The 23,701-nt window shown below is 58.6% G+C and carries 31 protein-coding genes, 1 tRNA gene and 1 pseudogene; 20 read left to right on the forward strand and 13 right to left on the reverse strand.

Annotation, left to right across the window (positions count from 1 at the left end; genetic code table 11):
* Positions 1–193 precede the first annotated feature (193 nt).
* Both CI807_RS18365 and CI807_RS18370 read left to right on the forward strand, forming a co-directional pair.
* Positions 194–922: a response regulator transcription factor gene (locus CI807_RS18365; RefSeq protein WP_016977572.1), complete on the forward strand. Its 729-nt coding sequence runs from the start codon at positions 194–196 to the stop codon at positions 920–922.
* Positions 909–2,267, forward strand: coding sequence for a sensor histidine kinase (locus tag CI807_RS18370; RefSeq protein ID WP_095015637.1), 1,359 nt, complete (start codon positions 909–911; stop codon positions 2,265–2,267). Before CI807_RS18365 ends, CI807_RS18370 begins: the two co-directional genes overlap by 14 nt.
* Here CI807_RS18370 and CI807_RS18375 read toward each other — a convergent pair.
* Positions 2,264–2,779 (reverse strand): DUF2062 domain-containing protein, encoded by a 516-nt coding sequence (locus tag CI807_RS18375; RefSeq protein ID WP_012724913.1) that lies wholly within the window; start codon positions 2,777–2,779, stop codon positions 2,264–2,266. The genes CI807_RS18370 and CI807_RS18375 overlap by 4 nt on opposite strands.
* 135 nt (positions 2,780–2,914) lie before the next feature.
* Here CI807_RS18375 and CI807_RS18380 point away from each other — a divergent pair, with 135 nt between their 5' ends.
* The 8 genes from CI807_RS18380 to murB all read left to right on the forward strand — a co-directional run bounded on the left by CI807_RS18380 (position 2,915) and on the right by murB (position 9,735).
* A complete protein-coding gene (locus tag CI807_RS18380; RefSeq protein WP_256578529.1) occupies positions 2,915–5,140 on the forward strand; it encodes a DNA internalization-related competence protein ComEC/Rec2 in 2,226 nt (741 codons plus the stop codon).
* Positions 5,141–5,213: 73 nt separating this feature from the next.
* Positions 5,214–5,849 (forward strand): MotA/TolQ/ExbB proton channel family protein, encoded by a 636-nt coding sequence (locus CI807_RS18385; protein ID WP_016978182.1) that lies wholly within the window; start codon positions 5,214–5,216, stop codon positions 5,847–5,849.
* Positions 5,846–6,274, forward strand: coding sequence for a biopolymer transporter ExbD (locus CI807_RS18390; RefSeq protein WP_010209650.1), 429 nt, complete (start codon positions 5,846–5,848; stop codon positions 6,272–6,274). The genes CI807_RS18385 and CI807_RS18390 overlap by 4 nt, the downstream gene beginning before the upstream one ends.
* Entirely contained in the window at positions 6,274–7,284 is a 1,011-nt protein-coding gene (lpxK, locus tag CI807_RS18395) for a tetraacyldisaccharide 4'-kinase (RefSeq protein ID WP_095015639.1), read from the forward strand. Before CI807_RS18390 ends, lpxK begins: the two co-directional genes overlap by 1 nt.
* Before the next feature lie 24 nt (positions 7,285–7,308).
* A complete protein-coding gene (locus CI807_RS18400; protein WP_003174668.1) occupies positions 7,309–7,494 on the forward strand; it encodes a Trm112 family protein in 186 nt (61 codons plus the stop codon).
* The gene (gene kdsB / locus CI807_RS18405; RefSeq protein ID WP_028616766.1) at positions 7,491–8,255 is read left to right on the forward strand and encodes a 3-deoxy-manno-octulosonate cytidylyltransferase; all 765 of its coding nucleotides are present in this window, start codon (positions 7,491–7,493) and stop codon (positions 8,253–8,255) included. Before CI807_RS18400 ends, kdsB begins: the two co-directional genes overlap by 4 nt.
* Positions 8,255–8,719, forward strand: coding sequence for a low molecular weight protein-tyrosine-phosphatase (locus CI807_RS18410; RefSeq protein WP_033896794.1), 465 nt, complete (start codon positions 8,255–8,257; stop codon positions 8,717–8,719). The genes kdsB and CI807_RS18410 overlap by 1 nt, the downstream gene beginning before the upstream one ends.
* Positions 8,716–9,735 (forward strand): UDP-N-acetylmuramate dehydrogenase, encoded by a 1,020-nt coding sequence (gene murB / locus CI807_RS18415; RefSeq protein ID WP_095015640.1) that lies wholly within the window; start codon positions 8,716–8,718, stop codon positions 9,733–9,735. The genes CI807_RS18410 and murB overlap by 4 nt, the downstream gene beginning before the upstream one ends.
* A gap of 62 nt (positions 9,736–9,797) precedes the next feature.
* Here murB and CI807_RS18420 read toward each other — a convergent pair whose 3' ends face one another.
* Complete coding sequence (locus tag CI807_RS18420; protein WP_016977342.1) at positions 9,798–10,469, reverse strand: Bax inhibitor-1/YccA family protein; 672 nt, start codon at positions 10,467–10,469, stop codon at positions 9,798–9,800.
* A 152-nt stretch (positions 10,470–10,621) separates the two neighbouring features.
* On the opposite strand from CI807_RS18420, the gene CI807_RS18425 reads away from it, so the two are divergent.
* Positions 10,622–10,712: transfer RNA gene (locus CI807_RS18425), tRNA-Ser, on the forward strand.
* Between the two features lie 117 nt (positions 10,713–10,829).
* Here CI807_RS18425 and CI807_RS18430 read toward each other — a convergent pair.
* From CI807_RS18430 to CI807_RS18440, 4 genes and pseudogenes are all read right to left on the reverse strand, one after another.
* Positions 10,830–11,584, reverse strand: a pseudogene (locus CI807_RS18430) (tyrosine-type recombinase/integrase); the annotation flags it as partial.
* A 13-nt stretch (positions 11,585–11,597) separates the two neighbouring features.
* Positions 11,598–11,927 (reverse strand): hypothetical protein, encoded by a 330-nt coding sequence (locus CI807_RS18435; RefSeq protein ID WP_095015641.1) that lies wholly within the window; start codon positions 11,925–11,927, stop codon positions 11,598–11,600.
* A 424-nt stretch (positions 11,928–12,351) separates the two neighbouring features.
* On the reverse strand, positions 12,352–12,477 hold the full coding sequence (locus CI807_RS32155) for a DUF4406 domain-containing protein (protein ID WP_371857982.1): 126 nt from the start codon (positions 12,475–12,477) through the stop codon (positions 12,352–12,354).
* Entirely contained in the window at positions 12,432–12,677 is a 246-nt protein-coding gene (locus CI807_RS18440; RefSeq protein ID WP_371857983.1) for a DUF4406 domain-containing protein, read from the reverse strand. Before CI807_RS18440 ends, CI807_RS32155 begins: the two co-directional genes overlap by 46 nt.
* A gap of 61 nt (positions 12,678–12,738) precedes the next feature.
* On the opposite strand from CI807_RS18440, the gene CI807_RS18445 reads away from it, so the two are divergent.
* Positions 12,739–13,401, forward strand: coding sequence for a hypothetical protein (locus tag CI807_RS18445; protein WP_157742041.1), 663 nt, complete (start codon positions 12,739–12,741; stop codon positions 13,399–13,401).
* Positions 13,402–13,442: 41 nt separating this feature from the next.
* On the opposite strand, the gene CI807_RS18450 is transcribed toward CI807_RS18445, so the two are convergent.
* A complete protein-coding gene (locus tag CI807_RS18450) occupies positions 13,443–13,811 on the reverse strand; it encodes a hypothetical protein (protein WP_095015643.1) in 369 nt (122 codons plus the stop codon).
* Positions 13,812–13,904: 93 nt separating this feature from the next.
* Between CI807_RS18450 and CI807_RS18455 the strand changes: the two genes are divergently transcribed.
* The 3 genes from CI807_RS18455 to CI807_RS18465 all read left to right on the forward strand — a co-directional run bounded on the left by CI807_RS18455 (position 13,905) and on the right by CI807_RS18465 (position 15,000).
* Entirely contained in the window at positions 13,905–14,105 is a 201-nt protein-coding gene (locus tag CI807_RS18455; RefSeq protein WP_095015644.1) for a hypothetical protein, read from the forward strand.
* A gap of 325 nt (positions 14,106–14,430) precedes the next feature.
* Positions 14,431–14,676 (forward strand): hypothetical protein, encoded by a 246-nt coding sequence (locus CI807_RS18460; protein ID WP_095015645.1) that lies wholly within the window; start codon positions 14,431–14,433, stop codon positions 14,674–14,676.
* Between the two features lie 102 nt (positions 14,677–14,778).
* On the forward strand, positions 14,779–15,000 hold the full coding sequence (locus CI807_RS18465) for a hypothetical protein (protein WP_095015646.1): 222 nt from the start codon (positions 14,779–14,781) through the stop codon (positions 14,998–15,000).
* Here CI807_RS18465 and CI807_RS18470 read toward each other — a convergent pair.
* Positions 14,997–15,644, reverse strand: coding sequence for a hypothetical protein (locus CI807_RS18470; RefSeq protein ID WP_095015647.1), 648 nt, complete (start codon positions 15,642–15,644; stop codon positions 14,997–14,999). The genes CI807_RS18465 and CI807_RS18470 overlap by 4 nt on opposite strands.
* Before the next feature lie 29 nt (positions 15,645–15,673).
* On the opposite strand from CI807_RS18470, the gene CI807_RS18475 reads away from it, so the two are divergent.
* Positions 15,674–16,084, forward strand: coding sequence for a hypothetical protein (locus CI807_RS18475; RefSeq protein WP_095015648.1), 411 nt, complete (start codon positions 15,674–15,676; stop codon positions 16,082–16,084).
* Positions 16,085–16,191: 107 nt separating this feature from the next.
* Positions 16,192–16,422, forward strand: a complete 231-nt coding sequence (locus CI807_RS18480) for a hypothetical protein (protein WP_095015649.1) — start codon at positions 16,192–16,194, stop codon at positions 16,420–16,422.
* Between the two features lie 299 nt (positions 16,423–16,721).
* Here the strand turns inward: CI807_RS18480 and CI807_RS31840 are convergent, their stop codons facing one another.
* Positions 16,722–17,084 (reverse strand): hypothetical protein, encoded by a 363-nt coding sequence (locus CI807_RS31840; protein WP_256578530.1) that lies wholly within the window; start codon positions 17,082–17,084, stop codon positions 16,722–16,724.
* Here CI807_RS31840 and CI807_RS31845 point away from each other — a divergent pair.
* Both CI807_RS31845 and CI807_RS31580 read left to right on the forward strand, forming a co-directional pair.
* Positions 17,079–17,399 (forward strand): GH25 family lysozyme, encoded by a 321-nt coding sequence (locus CI807_RS31845; protein WP_256578531.1) that lies wholly within the window; start codon positions 17,079–17,081, stop codon positions 17,397–17,399. The two genes, CI807_RS31840 and CI807_RS31845, sit on opposite strands and share 6 nt — an antisense overlap.
* 291 nt (positions 17,400–17,690) lie before the next feature.
* Complete coding sequence (locus tag CI807_RS31580; protein ID WP_218168561.1) at positions 17,691–18,176, forward strand: hypothetical protein; 486 nt, start codon at positions 17,691–17,693, stop codon at positions 18,174–18,176.
* 164 nt (positions 18,177–18,340) lie between these two features.
* On the opposite strand, the gene CI807_RS18495 is transcribed toward CI807_RS31580, so the two are convergent.
* Entirely contained in the window at positions 18,341–19,261 is a 921-nt protein-coding gene (locus tag CI807_RS18495; protein WP_256578532.1) for a fimbrial protein, read from the reverse strand.
* Positions 19,262–19,461: 200 nt separating this feature from the next.
* Entirely contained in the window at positions 19,462–20,379 is a 918-nt protein-coding gene (locus CI807_RS18500; protein ID WP_095015652.1) for a LysR family transcriptional regulator, read from the reverse strand.
* 66 nt (positions 20,380–20,445) lie between these two features.
* Here CI807_RS18500 and CI807_RS18505 point away from each other — a divergent pair, with 66 nt between their 5' ends.
* Entirely contained in the window at positions 20,446–21,069 is a 624-nt protein-coding gene (locus CI807_RS18505; protein ID WP_095015653.1) for a LysE family translocator, read from the forward strand.
* On the opposite strand, the gene CI807_RS18510 is transcribed toward CI807_RS18505, so the two are convergent.
* Together CI807_RS18510 and CI807_RS18515 are read right to left on the reverse strand one after the other, a co-directional pair.
* Complete coding sequence (locus CI807_RS18510) at positions 21,034–22,050, reverse strand: GTP-binding protein (protein WP_157742043.1); 1,017 nt, start codon at positions 22,048–22,050, stop codon at positions 21,034–21,036. The two genes, CI807_RS18505 and CI807_RS18510, sit on opposite strands and share 36 nt — an antisense overlap.
* Complete coding sequence (locus CI807_RS18515; RefSeq protein ID WP_218239525.1) at positions 22,040–23,641, reverse strand: amidohydrolase family protein; 1,602 nt, start codon at positions 23,639–23,641, stop codon at positions 22,040–22,042. Before CI807_RS18515 ends, CI807_RS18510 begins: the two co-directional genes overlap by 11 nt.
* Between the last annotated feature and the right edge of the window lie 60 nt (positions 23,642–23,701).

The following is a 23,701-nucleotide window of genomic DNA, read 5'->3' on the forward strand; positions in this document are numbered from 1 at the left end:
TACCACATTGATATCTACGGAATTGCGCGGGCATCCGGCCCGCGCCACCTGCGCAGTGTAGCCATTTGCGCGGCGAGGAATCTTGCAAATTAATGACATACGGCAATCTTGAAGGCATTTGGCGGCCAGTGGCGATTGCCTGCGGCGGGGTTATCTTGAATAATCAGTCATTGAGAATGACTTGCAGATACTAATGAATCCCGTAGCAATTGGCCTGCCCAGTATCCTGACCATCGAAGACGACCCGGTGTTGGGCGCCTATGTCCATGAGCACCTGGGCCGTTGTGGTTTCCACGTCACCTGGTGCCAGAATGGCCAGCAAGGCCTGCAGATGGCGCGTGACCAAGTGTTCGACGTGGTGTTGATGGACATCTTGCTGCCGGGGCTGGATGGGCTGTCGATCCTCACTCATCTGCGCCAGAGTCATTCGATCCCGGTGATCCTGATGTCGGCACTGGGTGCCGAGGCCGATCGCATCAGCGGTTTTCGCTTGGGCGCCGACGACTACCTGCCCAAGCCCTTCAGCATGATCGAGTTGCGCGTGCGCATCGAGGCCATCCTGCGACGGGTGGCACTGGACCGACGTCCGTTGCCGAGCCTGGCACCGACGCGTGACGATGCCCGTACCCTGCGCTTTGACGATGAACTGTGCGATGTCTGTCACCGGGAACGTTGGGCTGGCCTGACCCGCAGTGAGTATCGCCTGTTGGAAACCCTGCATCGCAACGCTGAAGAGGTCCTCAGCAAACCCTTCCTTTACCAGCATGTGCTGCAACGCGGTTACGCGCCCCATGACCGTAGCCTCGACATGCATATCAGTCAGATCCGCCGCAAGCTCAAGGCCATCGGCTACACCGAGCGCGAAGTGCGCACGGTGTGGGGCAAGGGCTATGTATTGAGCGGTGCCGATGACAGCCTTTAAACGCCTGCCGGGCAAACACTCGTTATTCTGGAAGCTGGCCTGCCTGTTGATCGCCTTCTGTTTGCTGATGATCTGGCTCAGTTGGTCGTGGGGGCGGTACATGGAGCAGAAGAACGCCTACCTGTCGGATGAAGCGCGGATCACCTTGAGTGGCTACGCGGTGCGAGCGGAGCAGGCCTGGAACCGAGACGGCAATGCGGGCGTCGATGCGTGGCTGCAGGAGATGGGCAAGCGCGAAACCACCTGGATAGGCGTGATCGGCAATGACCTGCAATCGCTGAGCAGCTACCCGCTGACCGACAAGGAAAGCCAGCGCCTGACCTTTCTGCGTGGCCTGGACTGGCCGGTGAGCCGGCATACCAAAGGCCTGCCGTGGCTGAAAATCCCGTTTCCCGTCGACCCCAACGCAGGTTCGCTGGTGATTGAATTGCCGCAGCGCTTCATGCCAGGGCGTTATCAACTGTTCTGGCGGGTGGTGACCAATGGCGTGATCCCCGGCCTGTTTACTTTGTTGCTGTGTGTCGGCCTGTATCGGCTGCTGATCATGCCCCTCAATCAATTGCGTGAGCAGGCCAATGCCTGGCGGGCCGACCAGTTGAATACGCGGCTGTCCCACGACGCCACCAGTCGTCAGGATGAATTGGGTGAACTGGGCCGTGCGTTCGACCACATGTCCGAGCGCTTGCAGGGTACCGTGGTGTTGCAGCAGCAATTGCTGCGGGACATGTCCCATGAGCTGCGCACACCGCTGAGCCGCCTGCGGGTAGCCTGTGACAGTGAGCAGGACCTGACGCAACTGCGCGAGCGGCTCGGCCGTGAGATCGACGCCATGCAACGCCTGGTGGAAGACAGTCTGCAACTGGCTTGGTTGGACACCGAGCGGGCGCCGTTGCCCCAGGAAGATATCCAGCTTCAGGCGCTGTGGGACATGTTGCGCGAAAACGCGTGCTTCGAAAGCGATTGGCCCGCATCACGCCTTCCGTGCCTGCTCGGTCCGGAGTGCTGGGTGCGGGGCAACCTGAATGCGTTGGCCCAAGCCCTGGAAAACATCCTGCGCAACGCTATTCGCCACTCACCCTTGGGCGAAGTGGTCAGCCTGGATGGCCGGCGTGAGGGGGATTACTGGCATGTATGGCTGGAGGACCAGGGCGGCGGGATCGATGACGGTGACCTGGAACGAATCTTCGCGCCCTTCACCCGCTTGGACGGATCACGCCCCGGCGATGGTGGCTTCGGCCTGGGCTTGAGCATCGCGCGCAATGCCGTGCAACGCCAGGACGGCAGCCTGTGGGCGGAAAACACCGGAAAAGGGCTGCGAGTGCATCTGCGCCTACGGGCTTGCTAGGCGCGACGTTGTTTGCGTTTTTTCCATTGATGGGCCACCCACCAGCGCCAGTAGCCCATGGTCAGGCAATACGCGAGCGCACCCAGCACCAACCCCAACACCACTGAACCCAGCAGGAACGGCTGCCATAACGTGCTCAATTGGCCGCTGATCCATTCCCAGGTCAGGTCATCCGGCAGGCTGCGCGGCGGCACATTCATCAGCCAGGCGCCGGTCATGTAGGTGCAGATAAACACCACCGGCATGGTGATCGGGTTGGTCAGCCATACCAGGCTGACCGCGATGGGCATGTTGCCGCGCACGGTGATCGCCAGGACAGCGGCCAGCAGCATCTGTAACGGAATCGGAATAAAAGCCGCGAACAAACCCACAGCCATTGCGCGCGCGACCGAGTGCCGGTTCAGGTGCCAGAGGTTCGGGTCATGCAGCAAAGTGCCGAGGAACTGTAATGACTTGTGTTCCCTGATACTGCTGGGGTCAGGCATGTACCGTTTGAATAAGCGCCGGGGCATAAGGGGTCCAGGTCAGTTCGAGGGGCAAGTATGCCCGCATTCTATAAACAGAAAATTCAGACTTTGTGACAAAACATCATAGGCCGTGCTGGGCATCCGGCTAAGACTGAGTGGATCACTTGAAAAGGATGATCCATGAGGACAGGGATGTTCGCGTTTGCGTTGGGGTTGCTGGCCTTGCGCTTTTTACCGGGATTGCCGACGACCGGTTGGCTGATCGCCTTGCTGGTGCTGGCCTTGATGCTGTTGCCGTTTCGCACCTATCCCTTGGCGTTTTTCCTGTTGGGGCTGAGTTGGGCGTGCATGAGCGCTCAGTGGGCGCTGGATGATCGCCTCAAGCCAGTGCTGGACGGCCAGACGCGCTGGGTGGAAGGGCGGGTCAGCGGGCTGCCGCAACAGACGGACGAGGGCGTGCGCTTTGTACTGACCGACAGTCGGTCGCGTAATGCCCGGCTGCCCACACGCATCCGGGTGTCCTGGCGTGGCGGGCCGCCCGTGCGCAGCGGTGAACGCTGGCGCCTGGCAGTGACCCTCAAGCGGCCCGCCGGGTTGCTGAACTTCCACGGCTTTGATCAGGAGGCCTGGCTGCTCGCCCAGCGAATTGGCGCCACCGGCACGGTAAAGGACGGAGAGCGCCTGGCCCCGGCTGCCAACGCCTGGCGCGACGGTGTGCGTCAGCGTTTGCTTTTGGTGGACGCCCAAGGCCGGGAGGCAGGCCTGATTGCCTTGGTGCTGGGCGATGGCTCTGGATTGACCGCTGCTGATTGGCAGGTGCTGCAAGACACCGGGACTGTCCATTTGCTGGTCATCTCCGGCCAGCACATCGGTTTGCTCGCTGGCTTGATCTACGGCTTGATCGCCGGCCTGGCCCGGTACGGGGTTTGGCCTCGAACCTGGCCCTGGCTGCCCTGGGCCTGTGGGTTGGCGTTTGCCACGGCGCTGGGTTATGGCTTGCTTGCCGGGTTTGGCGTGCCGGTGCAGCGCGCGTGTGTGATGGTTGGCTTGGTGTTGGTGTGGCGATTGCGCTTCCGTCATCTGGGGCTGTGGTGGCCTTTGTTGCTGGCGCTCAATGGGGTGTTGGTGTTGGAGCCGCTGGCCAGTTTGCAGCCGGGGTTCTGGCTGTCATTTGCGGCGGTGGCGGTGCTGATCCTGGCGTTTGGTGGCCGTCTGGGGCCGTGGAGCCTGTGGCAGGCATGGACCCGGCCGCAGTGGTTGATTGCCATCGGGTTGTTTCCGGTCTTGTTGGTGTTGGGGTTGCCCATCAGCCTGAGTGCACCATTCGCTAACCTGGTGGCGGTGCCATGGATCAGCCTGGTGGTGTTGCCGCTGGCCTTGTTGGGCACTGCATTGCTGGCGTTGCCGTTTGTGGGGGAAGGTCTGCTGTGGCTGGCGGGCGGGGCACTGGGTGCCTTGTTCAACGGCTTGGCATGGCTTGCCGGGCAGATGCCGGCCTGGATTCCGGCCGACGTACCGCTGGGGTATTGGCTGGTGAGTCTGCTCGGGGCTGTGCTGCTCCTGCTTCCCACAGGTGTACCTTTTCGTGTGCTGGGCTGGCCAATGCTGTTGCTGGCGGTGTTCCCCCCGCGCACGCTGGTGCCCGACGGGCAGGTGGAGGTGACGCAGCTTGACGTCGGCCAGGGGCAATCGCTGATTTTGCGCACCCGTCATCACACGTTGCTCTACGACGCTGGTCCGCGCTCCGGAAGCTTTGACCTGGGTGCGCGCGTGGTACTGCCATCTTTGCGAAAACTCGGGGTAGGGGAATTGGATATGCTGCTGCTCAGCCATGCCGATGCCGATCATGCCGGTGGCGCGGCAGCGGTTGCCAAGGGCGTGCCGATCAAGCGCGTGGTGGGCGGAGAAACCGAAGGTCTGCCCTTGTCGCTAGGTACCCAGCCTTGCATCAGTGGCGAGCGCTGGACCTGGGACGGTGTGACCTTCGAACTCTGGCAGTGGTCCGACGCTATCAGTGGCAACGCAAAGTCCTGCGTCTTGCAGGTGCAGGCCAATGGCGAGCGGCTGCTACTGACCGGTGATATTGACCGCGCCGCCGAGCAGGCCATGCTCGCGTCCCCCCTGGCGGTGCCCACCGATTGGCTGCAAGCGCCGCACCATGGCAGTCGCAGCTCATCGTCCTGGCCCTTTGTGGAGCGGCTTGCTCCACGGTCCGTGTTGATCTCGCGGGGGCGCAACAACGCGTTCGGCCATCCCCATCCGCAGGTGATGGCGCGTTACCAGCGATTGGGCAGTCAGGTGTATGACAGTGCCGAGCAGGGCGCCGTGCGTCTGCAACTGGGGGCGTTCACGCCGCCGGTGGTTGCGCGCGGTCAACGCCGTTTCTGGCGCGAGCGGTTACCTTAGGCGCGGCCGATGGGGTCTGTGGTCGACGCACCTATATGGTAAAGTGGCGCACTTTTTCGAGGGGACATTCACTGTGTGGGAATTGGTCAAATCCGGCGGCTGGATGATGTTGCCGATCATCATGAGCTCTATCGCCGCACTCGGCATCGTCGCCGAACGCCTGTGGACCCTGCGCGCCAGCCGTGTGACCCCCGAGCATTTGCTGGGGCAGGTCTGGAGCTGGATCAAGAACAAGCAGCTCGACAAGGAAAAGCTCAAGGAGCTGCGCGCCAACTCCCCGCTGGGTGAAATCCTCGCCGCCGGCCTGGCCAACTCCAAACATGGTCGCGAGATCATGAAAGAGTGCATTGAGGAAGCCGCCGCCCGCGTCATCCATGAGCTTGAACGTTACATCAACGCCCTCGGCACCATCGCTGCCATGGCGCCGTTACTCGGCTTGCTCGGCACGGTGCTGGGCATGATCGATATCTTCAGCTCGTTCATGGGCTCCGGCATGACCACCAACGCAGCCGTACTGGCCGGTGGTATCTCCAAGGCGCTGATCACCACGGCCGCAGGCCTGATGGTGGGTATTCCGTCGGTGTTCTTCCATCGTTTCCTGCAACGCCGCATCGATGAACTGGTGGTGGGCATGGAGCAGGAAGCCATCAAGCTGGTGGAAGTGGTGCAGGGCGACCGTGACGTGGACCTGGTTGGGGGCAAAGCGTGAAATTTCGCCGCAAGCAACGGGAAAACGTCGACATCAACCTCGCGTCGCTGATCGACGTGGTGTTTATCCTGCTGCTGTTTTTTGTCGTCACCACCACCTTCACCCGGCAGACCGAACTGCGCGTCGACCTGCCGGAGGCCGTGAGCGGTTCGCCGGCCGAGGACCAGCAAGTCAAGCAACTGGACATCGCCATCAGCGCCGACGGGGTGTTTTCGGTGAATAACCAGTTGCTCGAGAAAAACGACCTGGCCAGCCTGATGGACGCCTTGCAGAAAGAGTCCGGCGGCGACACTAAGCTGCCGCTGTCCATCAGTGCCGATGGCAAGACCCAGCACCAGGCTGTGATCACTGCAATGGACGCCGCTGGCAAGCTCGGCTTCAGCCATTTGCGCATGACCACCGTCGAGGCGGCGGGCCAACCCTGATGGCCCTGTCCGATCGTTTGCTCAAGGCCTGGTATGAGGGCCATCCGGCACTTGCGCTGCTGCGTCCGCTGGAGTCCTTGTATCGCCGGGTGGTGCAGGGCAAGCGTGCACGCTTCCTGGCCGGTGAGGGCGAGATCTATCAATCGCCGGTGCCGGTGGTGGTGGTCGGTAATATCACCGTGGGTGGCACCGGCAAGACGCCGTTGATCCTGTGGCTGATCGAACACTGCCGACGCAGCGGCTTACGCGTGGGTGTGGTCAGCCGGGGTTATGGCGCCAAGCCGCCGCAGTTGCCCTGGCGGGTCGAAGCCAGCCACAGCGCCGACGTGGCCGGCGATGAGCCGCTGTTGATCGTACAGCGCTGCGGCGTGCCGTTGATGATCGACCCCGATCGCAGCCGTGCGGTCCAGGCGCTGCTCGCCAGCGAAACCCTGGACCTGATCCTCTCCGACGACGGCCTGCAACACTATCGCCTGGCCCGTGACCTTGAACTGGTGCTGATCGATGCTGCCCGGGGCCTGGGCAACTGCCGTTGCCTGCCGGCGGGGCCGTTGCGTGAGCCGGTTGAGCGTTTGCACAGCGTCGATGCGCTGTTGTACAACGGCGCCGTCAGTGATCGAGACGATGGTTTTGCCTTTCGCTTGCAGCCCTCCGCACTGGTCAACCTGCTGACCGGCGAGCGGCAGCCGGTGGATCATTTTCCAGCAGGCCAGCAGGTGCATGCGGTCGCTGGCATCGGCAACCCGCAACGTTTCTTCAATACCCTTGAAACGCTACACTGGCAGCCGATACCCCATGGGTTTGCCGACCACGCGACTTACAGCGCCGAAGTCCTGAATTTTACGCCGTCATTGCCGCTGGTCATGACCGAGAAGGACGCGGTGAAGTGCCGCGCCTTTGCCCAGCCCGACTGGTGGTACCTTGCGGTGGATGCACTGCCGTCGCCGGCGTTCGTCGCCTGGTTCGACACGCAGCTGATGCGTCTGCTGCCTGCCCGCCTTTTGCCTTAAACCGCTGCTTTCCAGGAAACACTCATGGACACCAAATTGCTCGATATCCTCGCTTGCCCGATCTGCAAAGGCCCGCTCAAGCTCAGCGCCGACAAAACCGAGCTGATCAGCAAAGGCGCTGGCCTGGCTTACCCGATCCGTGATGGCATCCCGGTGATGCTGGAAAGCGAAGCCCGCACCCTGACCACCGATGAGCGCCTGGATAAATGACCACCGCCTTTACCGTTGTCATTCCTTCCCGCTACGCCTCGACCCGCCTGCCGGGCAAGCCGCTGCAACTGATCGGCAGCAAACCGATGATCCAATTGGTGTGGGAGCAGGCCTGCAAGAGCAGCGCCGAGCGCGTGGTGGTGGCCACCGACGACCCGCGCATCATCGAAGCCTGCAAGGGCTTCGGCGCCGAGGCGGTGCTGACCCGCGAAGACCACAACTCTGGTACCGATCGCCTGGCCGAAGTCGCCACCCAGCTTGGCCTGGCGCCAGACGCCATCGTGGTCAACGTGCAGGGCGACGAACCCCTGATCCCACCGAGCGTGATCGACCAGGTGGCCGCCAACCTGGCCGCCCATGGTGAAGCGCGCATGGCGACCCTGGCCGAGCCGATCGAAGACATCGAAACCCTGTTCAACCCGAACGTGGTGAAAGTGGTCAGTGACATCAATGGCCTGGCGCTGACGTTCAGTCGTTCGACCTTGCCTTGGGCGCGCGACGCCTTCGCCAAGCAGCCTGACGTGTTGCCGGAAGGCGTGCCTTACCGTCGCCATATCGGTATTTACGCCTACCGCGCCGGTTTCCTGCATGACTTCGTCAGTTGGGGCCCGTGCTGGCTGGAAAATACCGAGTCCCTGGAGCAACTGCGCGCCCTGTGGCACGGCGTGCGCATCCATGTGGGCGATGCGCTGGAAGCGCCGCCCGCCGGTGTCGACACCCCGGAAGACCTTGAGCGCGTCCGTCGCCTGCTGGGGGCCTGATGGAGGTTCTGTTTGTCTGCCTGGGCAACATCTGTCGCTCGCCCACCGCAGAGGGCGTACTGCGCCATAAATTGCGCGAAGCGGGGCTGGCGGGGCAGGTCGAGGTCGCGTCCGCCGGGACGGGTGAATGGCATGTCGGTAACCCGCCGGACCAGCGCAGCCAGCGCGCGGCGTTGGTGCGCGGTTACGATCTGTCGGCCCAGCGTGCCCAGCAGGTTTCTCGCGCCGACTTTGCGCGCTATGACCTGATACTGGCCATGGATCACAGCAACCTGCGCAACCTCAAGGCCATGCAACCCGGCCAGGGCAAGGCGGAACTGGATCTGTTCCTGCGCCGTTACGACGCCGAAGTGGACGAAGTGCCGGACCCGTATTACGAAGGTGAACAAGGCTTCGAACGGGTCCTGGACCTGATCGAACGCGCCTGTGATTTATTGGTGATCGAATTGAAGGGGCGGTTATGACCTTGCAAGTGCTTGCGCAGGTGTCGCTCAAGCCATTCAACAGCTTTGGCATTGACGTGCGTGCCCAACTGTTCGCCGAGGCCCACAGCGACGATGATGTGCGTGAGGCCTTGGCCTATTCAGCCGCTCACGCGGTGCCGCTGCTGGTGATTGGTGGCGGTAGCAACTTACTGTTGACCCAGGACATTCCGGCGCTGGTGCTGCGCATGGCCAGCCAGGGTATCCGTGTGTTGCACGACGACGGCACGCAGGTGGTGGTCGAGGCCGAAGCCGGCGAAGCCTGGCACCCGTTCGTGCTGTGGACCCTGGAACAAGGCTTCTGCGGCCTGGAAAACCTCAGCCTCATCCCCGGCACCGTTGGTGCCGCGCCCATGCAGAACATCGGCGCCTACGGTGTCGAGATCAAGGATGTATTCGCCGGCCTGACCGCCCTGGATCGTCACACCGGCGAGTTGCGCGATTTCAGCCTGGACGAGTGCAACTTTGCCTACCGCGACAGTCTGTTCAAACACGAGACCGCGCGCTGGCTGATCTTGCGGGTGCGTTTTACCCTGAGCCGCGCCAGCCACCTGAAACTCGACTACGGCCCGGTGCAGCAGCGCCTGGCGGGGCAGGGCATCACAGAGGCGACACCGAGTGACGTCAGCCGCGCGATCTGCAGCATCCGCCGGGAAAAACTGCCCGATCCGGCCGAGCTGGGCAATGCGGGTAGCTTCTTCAAGAACCCGCTGGTGTCCCAGGGGTTGGCGGCTGAGCTGCAGGCGCTGTATCCGGACCTGGTGGCGTACCCGCAGGCCGATGGGCAGATGAAGCTCGCGGCCGGCTGGCTGATCGACAAGGCCGGCTGGAAGGGCTTTCGTGACGGCGATGCCGGCGTGCACACGTTGCAGGCACTGGTGCTGGTCAACTACGGCGATGCCACCGGACACGATATTGCGAATTTGGCCCAGCGTATCCAGCGCGACATTGCAGAGCGTTTCAAGGTCGATCTGGAAATGGAGCCCAACCAGTATTAAGTCCCTTGAAACAAAAATGCCCCGCATCTTTCGATGCGGGGCATTTTTTAGGGTGCTGACAATCAGTCGTCGCGGCTCATGATGCCGAAGATCTGCAACAGGCTGATGAACAGGTTGTAGATCGATACATACAGGCTGATGGTTGCCATGATGTAGTTACGCTCACCACCGTGGATGATTGCACTGGTCTGGAACAGGATGCACACCGAGGAGAACAGCACGAAACCTGCGCTGATCGCCAGTTGCAGGCCGCTGATCTGGAAGAACATGCTCGCAACCACGGCCGCCAGCAGCACGAAGAAACCAGCGGTGATGAAACCGCCCAGGAAGCTCATGTCCTTGCGGGTGATCAGCACGTAGGCCGACAGGCCACCAAACACCAGCGCCGTCATGGCAAACGCCGAGCTGACCACTTCCGCACCGCCGGCCATGCCGAGGTAACGGTTGAGGATCGGGCCGAGGATAAAGCCCATGAAACCTGTCAGGGCAAACGCTGATACCAGGCCCCAGGCCGAGTCACGCAGCTTGTTGGTCAGGAAGAACAGGCCATAGAAGCCGATCAGCACGACAAAGATATTCGGGTAGCCGACGCGCATCTGCTGGGCCACGAACGCCATCACGCCGCTGAATGCGAGGGTAAGGGCGAGCAAGCCATAGGTGTTGCGCAACACACGGCTGACTTCAAGCTGCTCAGCCTGCGCGTTACCATTCACTGCGTAATTCTGTTCGCGCATGGCGACACTCCTTCGGTTTTGAAACGTTCAGTCGCAAAGATCATAACAGACGCTCTGTAACAAGCGATGGCAAGAGTTTGACAGTGTGTTTCATTCGGGTATTATGGCGCCCGCTGAGACGGGATGGGCTACTATAATCCTGTGATGCACAAGGGAAATTGGCAGAGTGGTTGAATGCACCGGTCTTGAAAACCGGCGGACGTTAATAGCGTCTCCAGGGTTCGAATCCCTGGTTTCCCGCCAAGATTCAAACAAAAGCCCCGCACTAGCGGGGCTTTTGTGTTTCTGGGGCTTGATGCTCCTACCAGCCTAGAGCCTGATAGTTTCCGCATCATTTCAGGCAGTTTCCGCAACTCGATGTCAGCGGGTCGGTTTCACGATCTCCCCGACACGCCTGTAAACCGTCTCGGTTATGCGTTTGTCGGTGTGCCCCAGCAGTCGGCTGGCATCACCCAGGTCCAGGATTTCGCTGGCCGCTTTTGGGCGGATGTCACGGAACTGGAACTGCCGAATACTCGCGGCCAACACCCCATCACCTGCGCCCCTGGCGATGACGATTGCCTTGTCGCGCGCATCGTCAAAACGCAGTCGCAGCATGTGCTTGGTCACTTGCCTCCCGTCCTCCGTGACGATCAGTAAGGGTTTCGAACCCTCCGCGCGCGTCTCTGCGCAATCAGGCGCTCAACCAGCATGCCCAAATCATTCAGCGCACCGGCGGCCGTCAGGCGGATCCGCAGCTTCTTGGACGTCTTGCCTTGGGATACCTGCAGGAATTCGTTAACCGCGTCGGCCTCCCGCATTGACAGCGTGTCAGCCGGGCGCTGGGCAGTCAGGTATGCCAGATCCATTGCATCGCGCAGCTCTGAGGCTGCCACCGCATACACGGCGCTCCAGATTTCCTCGCTGGCGTAGAAGTCGCGCGGCGCCTCTTTGTTCTTGCGCACACCGGCGGCGGGGTTGGCCTCAGTCAATCCCCATTCGCGTGCGATGTTGTAGATGTGTGACAGCAGGGAGATCTCCCGGTTGGCTCGAACCTTGGCGGTGCGGCTGTCGCGGTACTGCGCAATAATCTGCGGAGTTACTGCATCGATAGGCGCGTCACTGAACACATTGCGTATCCGCTCCGACTCATGGGGTAACATCCCGGCGCGCCCACCAGCAGACCGGACCGTCGTCGGTGTCGTGAATGGCCAGGCAGAACCAGCCTTCGCCATTAGGCCGGTCCGGCTCCCAGTGACTGCAATCCGGGTCGCCGGCTTCGAAATAGCGCTCAGAGACCGCTTCGTCGCTGTGGTATTCGAGGCTAACCATCTGCACCTCCAACGACTGCTCGGCAACCCAGGCTTTCACCTTGTCACCGTCGCCCTCGTCGAAGTCGGGCATATCGGGGTGGGCGAACATGCCGTATTCGTCGCGTACGACCGGAGTTGGCTGGATCAATTTGATTTCTTCAGGCATGACTTCGTCCTTGCCGCTATAGCGGCTCAGTTGGTTCGATTGGCGGGTTCACTGTTAAAATGTTTTCGGGCTCGATTCTCTGAGTGAGTAGGGCCAGTTAATTTGAATATTTGGATTGGTGCGTTAGCGTGATAAAAGAAAATAGCAGTGCATTTAAGGCATCTATGGTTGCCGTATCGACTTTAATGATGGCTTTTTTGACAGGGTACGCAGTCGGATTTATTGCAAGGAGCACAACCTGGAGAACTCATGACACCATTGGTCGAGCCATTACCGTGTTCGTGCTAGCTGGCATTGGCTTGTCCTTGGCTGGCCTAGTAGGGAAGCTAGTTCGATTCTCAAAAACTCAAGTAGTCGCTATTTTTGCACTTACAGCTTGGGCTATCGCTTTTTGTTTGTACGGGTTCTTTGTTGCCACTGGGAATTAGACGGCAGGGTCGCATTCAATTTGCTTGTGCCGCAGGTCATGGGCCTTCACAACCGTCATGCCGAGGCGTTCGGCGATCAGGACTTCCAGGCGGGCACCCTTTGAATGCTCCCAGCCGGGCAAGTGGCCACCGTGTCGCAGTCCATCAGGGCGGCAATGTCGCGGCGCATGCAGTCGGTCCAGGCGCCGCCTTCAGGATTGATCTCGGCGGGGTTGGTGACGGTGTGGCCGCCGGCGCGCAGGCTGGCGGTCATGCTGTGAAAGGTCGGGAAGTTCAGCCCTGGCAAGCCGCTCATGGGCCCGCTGAGATAAATTCGTTTCACGGGGAGTCCTCGCATCTGAACTATGCGTCACGCATAATTTATTTTTTGGGGGAGGCTAGTTATGGAAAAGCGCTGGGTTCGGTGGCTTGTCTGTTTGATGCTGTTCATGTGTGGCGGAATTTTTTTTAAACTCGTGCCAGCTGTTAGCTTCAGCTTCGTATTGAACTGGGATGCATTTTCTGCTGTAGGAACAATCGCCGCCGTGGCTTTATCGCTCTACCTGGCTACTGATGCGGATCGAAAGTTACTGGCAGAGAAAAAAGTAAGGTCTTCTCTGGTTGCGGCAAGGCTATGGCCCATAGCGGAGGCGTTGAACGGCGACCTGGCGGCATTAAGCGGATGGGTTTATTTCGATAATTTAAATTCGCCGGAACCTATAACAGACATACGTGAAAGAGTTTCACGTTTGCGCATATACCTAGATCGTTTGACCATGCAGGACATCGAAAGGATAGTTCCGATTGACATAAGTATTGCTAGCTACCTATCTAGGGCTATAGGTGAGGTAGAGGGCGTCATAGCATCTGTGGAAAGGGAAGGGCAAGAGTGGAACGCTATTTCAAAGGGAAGCAAAGAGTTTTACCGGAAGCACTGGGGCGACTCGATAATCTCTGCTCGAGACTTTCTTCTTATGGCACTTCCAAGTCTTGAGTATGCAGCCAAGAAAGCAGCACCATTCCCGGATTTTGCAATGAAAAACGCCCACATGGATGAGTACGAATAATAGGGCTTGAGTATTCACCAGTTTTTCCGACGCCACTGTATCTAAAGTGGCTGGTCTCCAGTGTCGATCTTACGAAGCTCCAGCACTTCAATGCCGTTCGTTCCGTCGGTGATCACCCAGCAAGGCAGCTCAAGGTTGCGGAAGGTGCCGTGATAGTTCCGGTAGGCACCGAGCGCGGCTTTGCGGAAACAATCAGCCGCAACCTTTCCGATAGGCACTGGCTGCCCCCCCCTTAGCAGACTGAGCTCGAACACAACAGCGTTTTGAATGCGTTTTGCCGCTGCTCGGATGGTGTTGGGTGCCAGCTTGAATTCCTTGGCGACCTCTACGACGTGCTTGTAGACCAGGGCGTCGTGTATTCGCTGATCGCGCTCGCCGTTGCGCACGCCTGCGTAGATGACTGCTTGCATGGGTTATCTCCAAGCGTGCGCCTGCCTCGCTGGCTGGCGTGATTCATTTAGGTGGGTGATATGCTTTGCTGCTTATCAAACAAGGAGGTAGTGATGACTGGTAAAAAGCTTGAAGCTTTCCGCGAGTGGTTCACTCCGCGTAAGCGGTTATGGGCAGGGGCCGCCTTTCTAATCAGCGGGATATTTGGGCCGCTGTTCTATCCAAGTTTCAATGGTTATTGGGGTTGCTTGATTGCTCCGGGGATCATATTTCTCTGCAGTACATGGAATCCTGACGCTCAAGATAAGCGTTGAGATCCTAGCCGGTTGGCGTGATTCGTTGGTGTGGTCTATCTGTACTGACAGGGCTTTTTGAATCTGACTGTCAGAGGATGACTATGAATTTCAGTGAAATGCGGAGCTTTTTCATATACGGCGGGGTTTTCCAAGGAGTCGGTATCGTGACGGCCGTTGAGCGCGGTCAATTGGAGATCCTTGGGTTCATGCTGTGTGCGACATTCGTAGGGGTTTGGTTTGGGATCAAAGCATCAAGAAGGGGCTGAGATGCTCTGATGTTGCCGGGTTACGCTGATATGGGGTATTACAGATCACCGGCATGGAGCCAATTCAAGGAGCGAAGATGTTTGCGAAAATAGTTGTGGGGGTACTGATCGGTTTTGTCGCAGGTTTCGTTGACTCTAAAGGACCATTTTGGGCAAAGAGAGCTGAGACTATTTTGCAGGTGCTTATTTTCCTCATTGGTCTAGCCTTCCTCGCTTCCTCCTTTGCGGGTGGCGTGATGTACGGCGTGATGGCAATTGCCGAGATCGGTCTCGGCTTCTGCGCTTACGGAATAGTATTTAGACAGACAAGCGTTTATTCCTAAGCCCTACCAGGCGGGCGCCGCCCTCTGTGACCGGTGGTGGCAATTTGGTTTTGGTTGGGGTATTACGGGTGACCGGCATGGAATCGGATCAAGGAGAGATAAATGGCTGGATCACGTGAAATCGCACTTGAGCAAGCACTGATTGCTTTAATCGCTGCAGCGGAAGAAAGCGATGTGGATATGCATGCATGGCTGGGCAAAGCCACCAGTTACATCATGGATAGCGGTGGACATTTCAACCTCGGTTCCGCCTACAGCGTCAGGGCATGCAAGGAAATTAGCGACGCGCACGCGGACGTATTAACGAGAATCGAAGCTGACTAGGAGATGGGTAAGGTTTTTGAATTCTTGGTGATGAAGTCGTCCCAGGCGGCTTTATCGCCATGAGCCACATACCATTTCAGGTCCTCGCTTTCTTCCGAGTCGGTCACTGAGCCGCCGTATTGGGCTCCGGGGAACGTGAACAACCCTTTGTTGCCGCACCAGGGGTAACCGCCGGTGAACTCGGTGAAAGTGACCCCTGGCCTGGCGGTCACCACCCTAACTTTGAATTCTTCGAATCTTGCATTGCGGGCCGCTACCTCGGCTTCGTACCCGGTCTTACAGTCCGCAGAGCAGTAGACCACTCGACCATCGAATATCAGGTCCAGAGCAATGTCGGTTTCTGTTTCTTCATCCCAATAGCTGGCATCACTGTCGCACCGGGCGCCGCAATGGTTGCAGCCGAACCACCAGCCGGCGTCTATGTAGGCTTTCGCCGGGATAAAGCGCTGGCCCGCAAACTCGTCAGCCCAATTAGCGCGTCGGCATGACACTGCCCCGAAGTCCGTGCCAATCTCGTCCGCACCCTGGCGTCGAGCCGCTGCGTTCGACGTGGCGAACTGGATGTTGGATTCTTCTGGGTCGTTGGTCTCTACGGAGTAGGCCAGCACCTTACGCGATGCCGGATCGACTTTTGGCTTGCTCATGGGTTATCTCCAGTCAGGCGCCGCCCTCCGTGACCGGTGGTGGCAATTTGGTTTTGGTGGGCTATAACTTTTGGGCTGGCATCGGGCTGGCAAAAGCACGTGAGGTGTATATGCGATTGAGTATTTGCGTAGGCTTGTCCGTCACCTTAATGTTGTCTGGGCCAGCAATGGCGGACCCGATCGTAACCATCAAGTACAAAGAACACTGTGGGTTTGCTTCAATGGGGCAGATTGCACACCTGGTGAACAGCGATCCCAAGCGGGTTTTTAAGGTGGTCGTAAAACAAATTTTCAAACCTGGCGGGGGAGCAAAGCCGACTGAATCCTTTGATACCTACACCCTTTATCCTACTGAGGATCGCGCCTTGCAATGCAGTCATGACAACTCCAACCCTCCATACAAAATTACCTGGATAATCATAAGCGAGGCTCCTGGCTGAGTACTCTGGCTTTCCTCGCTTTTCGCCACCTCTGAACTGTGGTGGCAATCTGCTTTGGGTTGGGGTATTACGGTTGACCGGCATGGAGCCGGATCAAGGAGGAGCAAGTGGACAACAAACCTTCAAACAAGCTGCTAGCCGAGCAAAGTGGGCTGAGTGTTTCTGAAGTCGGCACGTACCTGACGGAGCTAGTGTTGCAGCCTGACGGAAGCTGGATTGCTTACTTCGGCACTGAGATCGAGCGCTCACCAGATGCCAGCGCAAAGTTGGACACATCGCGGACGCTGTTGATTCCAGCCTGGCTTGCCAGGCACTGGGTAGATCGAGATATTGGATAGGTGCCGCCCTCCGGTTACCGGATGCAGCGACTAGATTGATGTAGTGGCGTATTGCAATTATGATCACGCCCTTTTCAAGGGAGTGATTCGATGTTTCCAAGATATTTCCGCTGGATTTCCGTGCTGGGCATCCTTGCTGCTGTTGTCGTTTTCGTATTTGCTAGCCTGCAAATTTTCACCGGCATGGCGCCAGCGACAGATCTGATTCGACCAGTCATCGCAGCGGTCGCATTTGGGTGGGCTTTCACGCAGTCGACTAAGGTCTGAGCCTGACCAAAGTTTTACTCAGATTTGTTGGGTTATTCGTCTTCTTCGGCGTTGATTTGGAGCGATTCGGCGAAGCCTGCTTGACGTAATTTGCGCGCCACGTTTTCGGAGACATCTAAAACGTGGCGCTTAATTTTGAAGTAGCTTGCGGATTCATCGGCGCCCAGCGAGTGGGCATGTGCGATCAGTCGCCAGACGGTCGCCCGGTTTTTCGTCTCGCCCAGTTCTGCGGTGAGTGCCGCCAGCCGGTCACGCATTCCCTGCCGGAAGTAGTGGCGGATGATGTCGGACGGCCCTTTGACAGTCGGCGGCGCGGGTGGAAGATCCTCGGCCCGGCTATTCAGCACCAGCAGTTGCACCGCCTCGCTGACTTCCTCGATTTCATGCCAGTGCATCAGCTCGTCGAGCCTCTGCCGGGTGCCGTAGCCGATGCTCTGTTTCAGCTGGTGACACTGATTAGGGTTTCGCTGCTGGAAGGGGCATACCCGCACATCTACGCCTCTCCCAGCATCTGGAGTAACCGCGTGGCCTGGCGCAAGTACGATTTCAGTGAGTGCCCGCTGTGGATTGCCCATTGGGAAGTGGCTCAGCCCACAGTGCCTGAAACCTGGAGCGCCAAGGGTAAAAGCTGGGAGTGGTGGCAACACAGCAGCAAGGGCCAGGTTGACGGTATCCAGGGGCCGGTAGACTTGGATTGGGTCAAGTCCTAATGCCCTACATCATAACGGCCCCATTCAGGGCCGTTGCTATTGACTACCTTTGCCTATTTGAAGGGCTTGGCGGTTGCACGAATTGCATTGACCTTCGCATCTGCTCTTCGATCGAGCTTTTCCTCGTCATCTCTTTGTTTTTTTACTACTATTACCCGTCTGTGCGCTCAAGGAAGAGAGGCTGAGCGCCTTGAGTCTGGTAGAAAATTTACACTCGATCATTGAGTGAGCTATTGCTTTTACCCAGAACCTAACGACTCAGCCAACCATAATTACTTCTTGGTGAAACCGATGGATAAAATGTGTGGCATCGTTGTAGTGGTAGGACTTGCCCTCGCGGGATGCGCTACGAAAACTCCAGAAAAAACTGAAGTGACCCCGCCTCCTGCCGTCGTCCATGAAGCATCACCTGAAGCCGCACCTGCGCCAGCACCCAATTACACTGTGCGCTATGACAACACACCTGCGAACGCCAGTGCTGACACCGCCGTTCACGGCGCTCCAGAAGCCGCTCAGCCAGAATCAGAAACAACCCGCGCCGAACAATGCCGTAAAGAGCTGGATGTTTTGAAGGTTTACAACAAGCCGTCTTACGTTAAATACGAGGCGGAATACCAAGCCATTGCTGCCAAGACCGCTAAATATATGGAAATCAAGGACTCATTGGGTGCTGATTTGAACTATATGGTCATGCCTGCCTATCAATTTCAAATTCGTGAGTTCTGCTTCCGGGTTAAGACCCGTCTGTCGCAGCTTGTGCTTCGCCAAGCCAAATAATATAGGCAGACCCGCTGCGGGTGCTTCCTGGTCCACAGAGGTCAGGTGGGCCCGTAAGGCTTAAAGCCCTGCGGGTTAATCCAGGACTACAAAAGCCAATGCCCCGACCTGTCGGGGCATTGGCTTTTTACGTTTTGACACAGCCCGTGCCGACACTGAGCGTGCTACAGATAGCTCATCACAAAGGTTACCGATGCGTTTGCAGTGCCCGCTTTCAGCTCGCCATCAGCCAGCCTGTAATAAGCCGCAGAAAGCGGGATGTTGAAGCTGGTGCCCGTGCTATTGAAGCCATTGAATGGGTAAGTGGTGCCCAGGGCGATGGGTTGACCGCTGTCGTTCATCAGTTTCAGGCCGATGCCTTTGGCCGTTGAGCTGGCGTTCAACGCTACGATGCCCTGCTGCGGATCAATCACTTGAGAAGTGGCTTTAAGGGAATAAGTGACCTTCTGGATACCGGTCTGGCATTGGTTAAGGCCAATGTTGAATTTAACGGCTTGAGACGTATCGCCCACAGTGCTGAATTCATGCAGGTAATAGTCATCGCCCATTTGAACAGAGACATCCGGGGTCTCGCAGGACGCGGCGTTCAAGATGATCGGATTGGCCAGGTTGATCCTCACAAGGTCAAGGTCTCCGTACCGATGCGCCCCCAGATTGCCTGCGGGAACCTCATTTTTCAATGACAGTTCACCTGACTTAATAATCTCAAGGGTGTAGGTCCTGATGGGGTCCAAGTAACTCCCGCTGAGAAGTCTATCTGCAGTTAGATAACCATTTTGGGTGTTCGTGACTTTGAGTGATAGCCCTGTTTTACCTAGGGGAAAGGTATTGCCAGTGGTAACGCTACCGAATGTCGGGTTCAGGCTAAAGATAAACGGCGATGAGCTAGGGCAGTTGAAACCTTGCTGTGGTGCTGTGATGGATTCTTGATAAACCACCGTGCCTGCAGGCACATCTCGAGGGACCGTCAAGGCGACCGGTGCAGCTGCGTAGTTAGCTGTGAACGTTTTCCCTTGGGTGAAAGAACAATTCGCGGCCAATGTATCCGTAGAATAAGCAAAAATTATTACGGCTGCGGTATTCAACAGGACACGCAGTCGGCGTTGTTTTTTTGAAGCGCACATTTTTTTGCAGCCGTGACGGGGAAAAGATGGACGGCCACCCTATCGATTACGCGCACCTGAGAAAATCAGGCGATCCTTAGAGTGCGTGCTGCGATGCTTTTTTTTGCAGTGGAAGGAGGGGAGCAATCATTGGCGCACCTTGATACCTCTCCGCGACTTGATCAGCCCACCGTCTGCAACCATTCAAGCAACGCCATTTCCACGCTGCCTTTCTCCGGCTCAGCCGAAGACAGCAGGCAATAGTTTGAGCCGTCTTCAACGAATCCCAAGGGCGCAGCCAACACGCCGTTCTCGAGATCGTCGCGCACTAAATGCCAGGGGCCGATGGCAACCCCGAGACCTGCTACAGCCGCCTGGATGCTGAAGTAAAAGTGCTCAAATACTTGCGTCTCCACCACCGGGGTCGGCAGTTCTCTTGCCGTTGCCCATTCCTGCCACGCCGTTGGCCGGCTTTTCGTCTGAAGCCGTGGAGCCGATGGGTGCAAAATGCCCTTGCTTGGGTCGAACCACGCACTGACTTTATCCGGCCGACAGACAGGGCCAACCTTTTCCTGGAATAGCGCTACTGCGTGATAGCCGGGAGGGCGGGGGAAGTCGTCACGCCGGATGGCGAGGTCGATGCCCTGGTCGAACGAAAACGGGCCACCGCCCGCCACCAAATGAATGTCCCGCCCTGGGTAACGTGCCTGGAAGTCGCTCCAGCGCGGGATCAGCCAGCGCATCAACAGGGTGGGTTCGCAGGATAGAACAAGCTGTCGTGCGCGGCGGGATTCGGTGCGGATCTCGCGCACGGCGTGGCTCATCAATCCAAACCCTTCGCTGACCGCCTTCGCGAGGCGTCTTCCGGTCTCCGTTAGAAAAACCTTGCGGTTACGTCGGTCGAACAGGTCAGCGCCCAAGTCCTCTTCAAGCAAGCGCACCGCGCGGCTGATGGCGCCGGGCGTCAGGTGCAATTCCTCTGCCGCACGGGCAAAGCTTTCAAACCGCCCGGCAGATTCGAAGCAGCGCAGGGCAAGCAAAGAGGGCATGCACTGGTCAGAAATAGACGATTCAGAATCACCTTTTTCTTTAGAAAACATCGTTAGTGCCTGTCGTTAGAGTTTGGAAGAATCGTGGGCCATGATCGATATTTCTCAAGGTACACCATGAACGAATGGATAGCAGTAATCACCCTTACACTGTTGGCGTGCCTCAGCCCGGGGCCGGATTTTGCCATGGTGTCTCGCAACGGGTTGCTACTGTCCCGGCGCGCGGGCGTTTTCACGGCACTGGGAATTGGAATGGGTGTGCTGGTACATGTGGGCTATACGCTGCTGGGGCTAGGGTGGGTGCTTCAACAAAGCCTTTGGCTGTTCACGGCATTGAAGCTGGCTGGGGCGACGTATCTTGTCTACCTGGGCATCAACATGTTGCGTGCCACGCCAGCACGTGAGCATGCCGAGGCACCGGCGCCGGCCCTGTCCGATCTGGCGGCGCTGCGTACCGGGTTTCTGACCAATGCGTTGAATCCTAAAACCGCGATTTTCATTGTCAGTCTGTTCATGGGGGTGGTGCGGCCGGAGACGGGCGTAACCGTGCAGATGGCCTATGGTGTGTTTATCGCGGGGGCACACGTTGCGTGGTTCAGCCTGGTCGCGCTGTGCTTCTCCGCCGGGCGGGTGCGTGAGAAGCTGCTGGCCGCACGGCATTGGATTGACCGGCTGTTTGGTGGCCTGCTGGTGAGTTTTGGTGTGCTACTGACAATCGCCCAGCGATCTCTCGTCCAGTGAGCCCCAGCTGACCGTCATGTGTGTCTCGATGTTGGCAAGTACGGACACATCACTGTCGCGAACGATGAAAACCACAGACGTCGCCTGTGTCGAGGTCTGCTGCAAACGCCGCGCCGCCGAGAAGGTACTGCCCACGCTTTGCAGCAGCACACAACCGTCATGTGGGTCGTTCACCAGGGCTTTTATACGCAACAGGCGCTCCCCCAGTACCCCTGCGACGTTCTCCAGCCAATCCTGCACATCTTCCCACTCCGGATTAGCTAGCCGTGCATGAAACACGTTGATGCGGGGATGCTGTACTGCCTGCGAGGTGATCCGGCTGATGGGTGGGAGGGGACGCTCATTTCTCTCGTTGAAGCGGGTCCACGCCAGCCTGCACGCGGGCTCGGTCTCGTTGATGACCGTAGCGAACGGGTTGAAGTATCGGATGCTGTCAGCGTATTGCTCACGGGCGTCATCGGACACCCCATCCACTTTGGTCAATACAATCGTCTGTGCCGCTGCCAGTTGCGCGAACTCAGCTTCTGCATCACCGCCCGCACCAACCTCCCGGCTGCAGTCAAGGGTCGAGACCACACTGACGCGCATGCGTAACTCAGCCAGTCCGGTCAGTGAGCGAATGATTGGCCCCGGTTTTGAAAGCCCGCTGCATTCCAGGACAAGGGTGGTCAGGGGAGGCAAGTCTGCGTTGGCGCGGCTGGCGATCAGCTCTTCCACTGTGAACACCAGGTCATTGGTCAGCGAGCAACAGACGCATCCATTGCTCAATGTGGCCATCGCCAACCCTTTGGCCGAATCCGAAAGGATGGCGCCGTCTATGTTGATCGCACCGGCTTCATTGATGATGACCGCCGTCGTCGCCCTTATGCCAGGCGCGTTGATGAACGCTTCAAGCAGGGTGGTCTTGCCGCTGCCCAGTGCGCCGGCAAGGATGATGAAGTGGGTCTGATCCCAAGGCGTGCGGTGATCGTTACTGGCCATCGCGCAGTCCGTCTTTCCAGGTGTGCGCCACCATCTGGCGGACATCGGCCAAGAGGTCGGCCACCTCAAACAAGACGCCGGCCTTGATCGTCGTTTCCAGCGCACAGCGCTGTTCCAATGACCGTGTGTCATCGTTCAGCCGCAATGCACCAGTGCCATACAGCAGCTTGAAATCAGTCATGGGGTTTTGATTCAGGATCAGGATATCGGCGCGCTTGCCGGCTTCCAGTGTGCCCGTCTCATCCTCGATACCCAGCAGTTGCGCGCCGTGCAAGGTGGCGGCGCGCAATACTTCCGATGCGCTGAAGCCGGCTTCCTGCAACAGCTCCAGCTCCCGGATGAAGCCGAACCCATAGATCTGAAACATGAATCCGGAATCACTGCCGGGGCACACACGGCCGCCCTTGTTTTTGAAGTCGTTGAGGAACTGCATCCAGATTGTGAAGCTCTCTTTCCATTCGAGTTCGTTCTTGAGCGACCAGCGATAGAAATAGGCGCCGTGCCCACCCCGTTGAGGTTGGAAATAACGCCAGGTGGTGCGGTCGGTGTACTGGTCGTGCCATTCGGCCCGGCGTGCGCGCATAAGGTCGCGGTTGGCGTCGTAAACGTTCATCGTCGGGACGAACGTATGGCCGACCTGCAGGAATTCATCCAGTACCTGGTTCCACTTTGGGCTGCCCGGCTTGGCCGCTTGCAGGAACGTCTGTCCCGCCGTGGCGAAGCGCAGGTATTCGTCGTTGTAGTTGTAGTCATCGTCGACCAGAGCAAGCGTGCGGCCCTCCAGCAACGCTTCGGGCAATCCGTAGGCGTGCTCGGTGCTGGTGAGGCCCCACTTGGCGGTTCGCAGTGCATTCATCCGGCCAACCGAGAGCTGCGCGTGGTGGCAACAGGTGCGTAACCCCAGCTTCTGCGCCTCGTCGAGCGCGGCTTCCATGACAGCGGGGGAGGCACCGAAGAACTTGACGCCGTCAGCACCTTTGTCCTTCACCTGGCGCAACCATGCGCGGCCCTGCTCGGGGGTATGGATGGCTTTCAGGTAATCATTGACGGCGGGGAAGTAGGCGTAAGGGTACAGATGAGGTGCCGCAATACGGTTTTCTGCGGATGCCGCCTTCTGCTCGCAGGTCCAGGCCAGGCCATTCATACAACCTGCCTCACGAACGGACGTCACCCCATGGGCCAGCCACAGCTTATAAGCGTAATCCGCAGCAAGCATTTCGCCATTTTCGGCATGAAAGGGCGTGCCGATATGCGCGTGACAGTCGATGAAACCCGGTGTGATGAACTTGCCGGTGCAGTCGATTTCGTGGGCCCCGCTGGCCGGTCGCCGCAGCGGGTTGATGGGCAGGCCGGGCACGCCGACGGCGGCGATTTCAACAATACGTTTGCCTTCGATCACGATGTCGGCAGGGCCCCATGGCGGCGCGCCTGTACCGTCAATGACCGTGGCGCCGCGCAGCACCAGGCGCTGGAATGGGCCCAGGCCCCGATCGTTGGTGGTGGCGGGGATGACCTGGCCAAGCCCTTTTTTCGCAAAGCCTGCGACCATTTCTTCGCCCACTTCGAAGGCGGGGGTGACGGGTTCTTTCACGGGACCTCCCAGGGCCTCGCTCCTGCATCCGACAGTTGGATGAGCGCGGGCCCGGATTGT

The sequence above is a fragment of the Pseudomonas sp. NS1(2017) genome, assembly GCF_002269425.1.
Taxonomy (GTDB): Bacteria; Pseudomonadota; Gammaproteobacteria; order Pseudomonadales; family Pseudomonadaceae; genus Aquipseudomonas; species Aquipseudomonas reactans.

Excerpts from the sequence above, each read along its gene's own strand:
- CI807_RS18365 (WP_016977572.1), top strand. The coding sequence starts at position 194 with ATGAATCCCGTAGCAATTGGCCTGCCCAGTATCCTGACCATCGAAGAC.
- CI807_RS18370 (WP_095015637.1), top strand. The coding sequence starts at position 909 with ATGACAGCCTTTAAACGCCTGCCGGGCAAACACTCGTTATTCTGGAAG.
- CI807_RS18375 (WP_012724913.1), bottom strand. The coding sequence starts at position 2,779 with ATGCCCCGGCGCTTATTCAAACGGTACATGCCTGACCCCAGCAGTATC.
- CI807_RS18380 (WP_256578529.1), top strand. The coding sequence starts at position 2,915 with ATGAGGACAGGGATGTTCGCGTTTGCGTTGGGGTTGCTGGCCTTGCGC.
- lpxK (WP_095015639.1), top strand. The coding sequence starts at position 6,274 with ATGGCCCTGTCCGATCGTTTGCTCAAGGCCTGGTATGAGGGCCATCCG.
- CI807_RS18400 (WP_003174668.1), top strand. The coding sequence starts at position 7,309 with ATGGACACCAAATTGCTCGATATCCTCGCTTGCCCGATCTGCAAAGGC.
- kdsB (WP_028616766.1), top strand. The coding sequence starts at position 7,491 with ATGACCACCGCCTTTACCGTTGTCATTCCTTCCCGCTACGCCTCGACC.
- CI807_RS18410 (WP_033896794.1), top strand. The coding sequence starts at position 8,255 with ATGGAGGTTCTGTTTGTCTGCCTGGGCAACATCTGTCGCTCGCCCACC.
- murB (WP_095015640.1), top strand. The coding sequence starts at position 8,716 with ATGACCTTGCAAGTGCTTGCGCAGGTGTCGCTCAAGCCATTCAACAGC.
- CI807_RS18420 (WP_016977342.1), bottom strand. The coding sequence starts at position 10,469 with ATGCGCGAACAGAATTACGCAGTGAATGGTAACGCGCAGGCTGAGCAG.
- CI807_RS18435 (WP_095015641.1), bottom strand. The coding sequence starts at position 11,927 with ATGCCTGAAGAAATCAAATTGATCCAGCCAACTCCGGTCGTACGCGAC.
- CI807_RS18445 (WP_157742041.1), top strand. The coding sequence starts at position 12,739 with ATGGAAAAGCGCTGGGTTCGGTGGCTTGTCTGTTTGATGCTGTTCATG.
- CI807_RS18450 (WP_095015643.1), bottom strand. The coding sequence starts at position 13,811 with ATGCAAGCAGTCATCTACGCAGGCGTGCGCAACGGCGAGCGCGATCAG.
- CI807_RS18455 (WP_095015644.1), top strand. The coding sequence starts at position 13,905 with ATGACTGGTAAAAAGCTTGAAGCTTTCCGCGAGTGGTTCACTCCGCGT.
- CI807_RS18460 (WP_095015645.1), top strand. The coding sequence starts at position 14,431 with ATGTTTGCGAAAATAGTTGTGGGGGTACTGATCGGTTTTGTCGCAGGT.
- CI807_RS18465 (WP_095015646.1), top strand. The coding sequence starts at position 14,779 with ATGGCTGGATCACGTGAAATCGCACTTGAGCAAGCACTGATTGCTTTA.
- CI807_RS18470 (WP_095015647.1), bottom strand. The coding sequence starts at position 15,644 with ATGAGCAAGCCAAAAGTCGATCCGGCATCGCGTAAGGTGCTGGCCTAC.
- CI807_RS31840 (WP_256578530.1), bottom strand. The coding sequence starts at position 17,084 with ATGCACTGGCATGAAATCGAGGAAGTCAGCGAGGCGGTGCAACTGCTG.
- CI807_RS31580 (WP_218168561.1), top strand. The coding sequence starts at position 17,691 with ATGGATAAAATGTGTGGCATCGTTGTAGTGGTAGGACTTGCCCTCGCG.
- CI807_RS18500 (WP_095015652.1), bottom strand. The coding sequence starts at position 20,379 with ATGTTTTCTAAAGAAAAAGGTGATTCTGAATCGTCTATTTCTGACCAG.
- CI807_RS18505 (WP_095015653.1), top strand. The coding sequence starts at position 20,446 with ATGAACGAATGGATAGCAGTAATCACCCTTACACTGTTGGCGTGCCTC.
- CI807_RS18510 (WP_157742043.1), bottom strand. The coding sequence starts at position 22,050 with ATGGCCAGTAACGATCACCGCACGCCTTGGGATCAGACCCACTTCATC.